The following is a 5324-nucleotide window of genomic DNA, read 5'->3' as shown; positions in this document are numbered from 1 at the left end:
AAGAGTATAGAGTAAATTTTAAAAATAGACAATAAATATAGAGAAGATTATTGAAAATATTTTTATATTAAAGATCATTGACATAATTTTAAATAACAATTATATTATTTACATAGCATTTATTAAGTTTTGAAGTAAATTATTATCTTAAATTAATAATTTCCAATCAAGTTGATAATTAATTTAAAATTTTGCTATCGTAGCTCAGTAGGTAGAGCACTACATTGGTAATGTAGAGGTCACGGGTTCAAATCCCGTCGTTAGCTCCATTTAATGCCTTGCTAGTCGGTGGAAAACGGCGGCGGTTGGTTATAAAATAAAATTGCATCTTAAACAGATGCTCTTTTTTATTTAAAACAATTTTCTACTTTCTGTTTATTTTTTCTTACTACATATTTTCCGACAACTTAAAAGGTGAACTCAATTATAAGCTCACCCTTTGTTATATCTTTTTACTTTTTATAATAATAAACCAAAGACTATACTTCCTATTACTAGTACCATACCACCGCCAAGTCTTGATGATAATTGTGCATAGGATATAAGTCCCATACGGTCTGCTGCTCCAAGAACTGCTATATCTCCGGATCCTCCTCTGTTTGCCATACAAAGACCTGCTGTTACCGCTGAGTCTATTGGATAGAAACCTACAAAGTATCCAATTATAGCTGAACCTAGTATAGCTCCTATAACTATTAGAAGAGCCATTACTGTATTACTTAAAGTTATTGCTGCTCCTAATTCAAATAGAGATGTGTCTGCTCCAACTCCAACCATTATGATTAGAATCATGTTTTTAGTAAAGAAAGTTTGCATTTTCTTACATGCCGTTCTAAGTTCACCCGGTATAATTCCAAGCCCATTTGCAAGTGCCACGAAAACTATCATCCAAGCAAATTGATGAATTGGCACTTGTGTTGATACCATTGGCCATAATGTCTTGGAAAATATAACCCCTACTTGGTAAAATGTAAGTCCTAATAACATTGCTCCTACATATTCTTTAATTCCAGGTTCATAATTATCTTCTGTGTAAACTATTTCACTGTTATTTCTCATAAGGTTAGTTTTATCTCCGGTTAAAGACTTTTTTGAGTTCCCGATTTTATTTAAAACCCCACCTGAAATTATTGCAAATATATTAGCTATTGTTAAGATTGCTATTGCGAATGAATAATAATCTCCAGCTGAGTTTCCTGTAACTCTTTCGTAGATTTGGCTGAGTGGAACTGCTCCGGCTCCATTCCCTCCACCCATAACTGGTAACACATATTTAATAAGGGTTTCTGTTGGGCTAACTCCAAATATAATGCCACCCAAAATACCCAGTAAACTAGCTCCTGCTAAACCTCCTAATATAGCCGGTATATAACCTGCAAATGATTTAAGCATTAATTCTCTATTAAGTCCCAATATTGAACCTGTTATCAATACAATTATAAATAAATTTAAAATTCCCATATCTGATGTTACTTGGTCCATAAGGTCTATATATTGTTCCGGGATCACTTTATAGTCTTTTAATGCCGCTGTACCTAAGAATGCTAATACAAGTCCGCCACCTACATAAGTGTTCCAAATAGGAATTCTATCTCCTATCTCATTCAGGATTACCCCTATTACTAACATAAGTGCAACTCCGCCAACTATATCAGTTGTCAAAACTCCAAGATAAGTTGCTGCAAGAACCCCCATCGAGAGTGCCAATAACATTGGTATACTCATACCGAAATATTTTTTGTTCATATTTTCCCCTTTCTCAAATCAATTATCTTCAATTTTCATCTCCTTGGCCTTATTATTTTCATAATTTACTATTTCAATTATATATTCATAAGACCTATTTAAATGCTGTTCTATAATAGCATTTAATTTAGCTTCATCTTTCTCTATCATCGCCTCTAATATTAGACGATGTTCTTCAACTGCAAGCCTACTTCTATCTCTCTCATCTCCACTAAATGAGATTTGTCTAAATCTTGATAAGTAGTTTTGTAAGCCTGTTTGTATAATTCTAAGTCTTGGCATCTTAGCCAACTTATAAATTTCTTCGTTGTATTCATTTGAATACCTTATCAAGCTTTCACTGTCTTTTTTAGATGCTGCAAATTCTGAGTATTCTAAAATTTTATTAATATCATCTATACTTTTCTTAGTTAAATTTTTAGCTGCTTCTTTGAATGCCAATTTTTCCAGAGATATTCTTATCTTGTAAATTTCATTTACATCATCTATAGAAATTAGCTTTATATGATAGCCAAAGTTTTTAGTATAATCTAATAAACCTTCTTTACAAATTTCTTGTAATGCTTTTCTAAGAGGAGTCCTGGATACGTGTAAACTCTCTGCCAGCTCTTTTTCATTAATGCGCTGACCGACATCCCACTCTCCAGCAACTACTCTCTTTCTCAAATCTAAATATAAATTTTCAGCTAATGTGATCATAAAACCCTCCTATGTTAGATTATTTTTACCCATTCTATAGAATAATTTTATGATTTCACACATATATTTTTATAAATATTTAGGTTTTTTAATTACATCTATAATGGTTCCATCTCTATATTCAACCAGAGCTACAACTTTATCTTCAAATTCAATCGGATCAGCTACTCCTACTATTGACTCAGCAATTTCAGCTAACTCATCAATTGTCTTTAAAGGTAAGTCTGTTTTTTCTAGTTGCTCTAATATATCTTTTCTATTAGGGTTTACACACACTCCATAGTCTGTTACTAAGACATCGATAGTTTCTCCCGGTGTAGTTATTGAAGTTAAGCTTCTTCTAACTGTTGCAAGTCTGCTTCTGATAAGTGGGGCTACTATTATTGTACAATTTGCTCCTTGAGCTGTATCAGGATGCCCGCCAGGTGCCCCTTGAATTTTACCGTCAGACCCTTGAACAACATTTACATTAAAGTCAGTATCTATTTCAAGACAACCTAAAATTACGTAGTCAAGATAATTTACAAAAGCTCCCTTGTTCATTGGGTTAGCATATTGTGAACAAGATATTTCAAAATGTTTTGGGTCATCATAAGCTGATTTAACAGATGCAACGTCAAATGCCTGGTCATCTATAAGTTTTTTAATATATCCCTCTCTTAATAGATTTACCATCGGTTCGGTTATACCTCCTAATCCCCAACCCATTTTAATATTCTTTTCATCCATATATTTCTTTAGGAATCTTGTTACTGCAAGAGATGCTCCGCCCGCTCCTGTTTGGAATGTGAAGTCTTCTTTAAACCATTCAGTTGAAGCCACTACCTTTGCACAGTACTCAGCCATCTTAAGCTCTCTTACATCATTTGTCATCCTTATTGCTCCTGATGCAATCTTACTAGGGTCTCCTATTTCATCTACTTTTACGACATAGTCTACATCAACTGACTCAATTGGCGCCGGAAAGTTTGGAGTCTCTTTAATAGTATCTGTAATTACTATAACTTTATCTGCATATTTTGCATCTACATCTGCATAAGATAAAACCCCGCAATCATTCTTTCCACCTTTCCCCGATGCATTTCCTATAACATCAGAGCTTGAAGCTGCGATAAATGCAACATCAATTTTTACTTGACCGGTTTCAATTGCCCTAACACGTCCGCCATGACTTCTAATCCATGCCGGATTTTTTAACTTACCTGCCGAAAGAGCTTCGCCTATTTCATCTCTAACACCACTTGAAGAAATACCGGTTATAGTTCCATCTTCAATCATAGGAACCATATTTGCATGAGCTTTTCCAAGACTTGATGCACACACGAATAAATCTTTAATCCCCATTTCATGGATTACATCCATAACTTCAGCACACACATAATCTCCATTTCTCAAATGGTGGTGAAAAGATATTGTCATTCCGTCTTTTAATCCTGCTTTTTCAATTGCCTCTTTAATTGTATCTACTAATTTTGATTCTCCACTTGAAATATTAGCTTTTACAGTTGGCGCTGCTTTTGTGTATACATAATCTTTTCTGTGTTCAGCTCCTTGGAAAACTTCTATTCCACCTTTTAATAACTCATCAGGTATCTCTCTACCTAAACTATTTTTCATACGAGATCCCCCTTATATAATCCTGCAGCTTTGGCTAATTTTAAGTTTCTCACAGCTCCTTCAACATGAGCTATATCAACCATCTTGCCATCTACAATCATTACACCTATTCCTTTTTTCTTATTTTCTTCAACAGCAAGCACAATCCTTTGAGCTTCTTCTATTTGTTTTTGTGTTGGATTAAATACATTGTGTATTGTTTCTATTTGTCTAGGATTGATTACACTTTTTCCATCAAATCCCATATTTCTTATAAGTTCAGTTTCTTTTATAAGACCTGCTTCATCTTCAAGGTCTGTATAAACAGTATCAAAGCACATAACCCCGGCTGCTCTTGCACTCAACACAATCATAGACCTTGCACTGAAAAGTTCTTCTCCGGTCTTTGTGGTTTGCGCATGCATAGTTCTTCTGAAATCTCCCGCACTAAGTGCAACGCCCATCATTCTGTCACTTGCTTTACATATTTGGTAAGCATTTAAAACACCAAGAGGAGATTCAAGAGCCGCCATAATCATAGTCTTGCCCTTTTCTATTCCAAACTCTTCTTCAGCCTTTGTAATTTCTTCTGCTGTCTTTATTACATCTTCTGCTGTTTCAGTCATCGGTATCCTTATCCCGTCACATCCGCCGGCAACAGAAGCTCTTACATCTTCTTTAAAATATTCTGAATCAACAGCATTGATTCTAACCCATACTTCCGTGTCTCCGTAATCTCTACTCTTCAAAGTGTTGTAAAGATGAATTCTCGCAGAATCTTTTTCACTTTCAGCAACCGCATCTTCTAAATCTAAAATCACACAGTCCGCACCATATACATAAGGGTCTTTTACCAATGATGCTTTTTGAGCATTTAAAAACATCATTGTACGTCTAATATCTCTTCTCATATTTTTGACCCCCATGGTAAATTTGAAGTTTGATCCACTGCTCTAAAAACTGCTGTTTCAACTCTTGCTTTTAGAGTACATTCTAAAGCTCCTTTATCTTGAACTCGTACTTTTGCCTTTTCAACTTCTAAATCTTTTAAAACCGCTCTAACTGTTTCATTAATTTGGCGCCCAAATTGAGCCATAACTGAACTTTCAATTTCAACTTGTAAATCTTCAGCCGGTTCAATTCTAACCAATGCGTCGCTGGACTCCAAAGTTCCGGCAACTGCATCATGTTTTAATTCCATAATTACCTCCAAAACAATCGTTTTCTAAAACTTCAATTTCAATTACTTTTCATATTATAAATTATAGATGCCCACTTTTGAC

The 5324-nt window shown here is 34.6% G+C and carries 5 protein-coding genes and 1 tRNA gene; 1 reads left to right on the top strand and 5 read right to left on the bottom strand.

Annotated features, from left to right (window positions below; genetic code table 11):
• Window positions 1–193: 193 nt before the first annotated feature.
• Window positions 194–269: transfer RNA gene (locus SOR77_RS09340), tRNA-Thr, on the top strand.
• 190 nt (window positions 270–459) lie between these two features.
• Here the strand turns inward: SOR77_RS09340 and SOR77_RS09335 are convergent.
• From SOR77_RS09335 to citD, 5 genes are all read right to left on the bottom strand, one after another.
• Window positions 460–1746, bottom strand: coding sequence for a 2-hydroxycarboxylate transporter family protein (locus SOR77_RS09335; RefSeq protein WP_320636834.1), 1287 nt, complete (start codon window positions 1744–1746; stop codon window positions 460–462).
• Between the two features lie 18 nt (window positions 1747–1764).
• Window positions 1765–2445 (bottom strand): GntR family transcriptional regulator, encoded by a 681-nt coding sequence (locus tag SOR77_RS09330; protein WP_320636833.1) that lies wholly within the window; start codon window positions 2443–2445, stop codon window positions 1765–1767.
• A gap of 69 nt (window positions 2446–2514) precedes the next feature.
• Complete coding sequence (gene citF, locus SOR77_RS09325) at window positions 2515–4062, bottom strand: citrate lyase subunit alpha (RefSeq protein ID WP_320636832.1); 1548 nt, start codon at window positions 4060–4062, stop codon at window positions 2515–2517.
• On the bottom strand, window positions 4059–4952 hold the full coding sequence (locus SOR77_RS09320; RefSeq protein WP_320636831.1) for an aldolase/citrate lyase family protein: 894 nt from the start codon (window positions 4950–4952) through the stop codon (window positions 4059–4061). Before SOR77_RS09320 ends, citF begins: the two co-directional genes overlap by 4 nt.
• Window positions 4949–5242 (bottom strand): citrate lyase acyl carrier protein, encoded by a 294-nt coding sequence (gene citD, locus SOR77_RS09315; protein WP_320636830.1) that lies wholly within the window; start codon window positions 5240–5242, stop codon window positions 4949–4951. Before citD ends, SOR77_RS09320 begins: the two co-directional genes overlap by 4 nt.
• Between the last annotated feature and the right edge of the window lie 82 nt (window positions 5243–5324).

It is taken from the genome of Peptoniphilus sp., assembly GCF_034090345.1.
Lineage (GTDB): Bacteria > Bacillota > Clostridia > Tissierellales > Peptoniphilaceae > Peptoniphilus.
Note: the sequence above shows the minus strand (reverse complement) of the source record. Positions and strands in the feature narration are given on the sequence as shown.

What these genes read in the sequence shown, in the direction of transcription:
- SOR77_RS09335 (WP_320636834.1), bottom strand. Translation starts at nt 1,746, where the DNA reads ATGAACAAAAAATATTTCGGTATGAGTATACCAATGTTATTGGCACTC.
- SOR77_RS09330 (WP_320636833.1), bottom strand. Translation starts at nt 2,445, where the DNA reads ATGATCACATTAGCTGAAAATTTATATTTAGATTTGAGAAAGAGAGTA.
- citF (WP_320636832.1), bottom strand. Translation starts at nt 4,062, where the DNA reads ATGAAAAATAGTTTAGGTAGAGAGATACCTGATGAGTTATTAAAAGGT.
- SOR77_RS09320 (WP_320636831.1), bottom strand. Translation starts at nt 4,952, where the DNA reads ATGAGAAGAGATATTAGACGTACAATGATGTTTTTAAATGCTCAAAAA.
- citD (WP_320636830.1), bottom strand. Translation starts at nt 5,242, where the DNA reads ATGGAATTAAAACATGATGCAGTTGCCGGAACTTTGGAGTCCAGCGAC.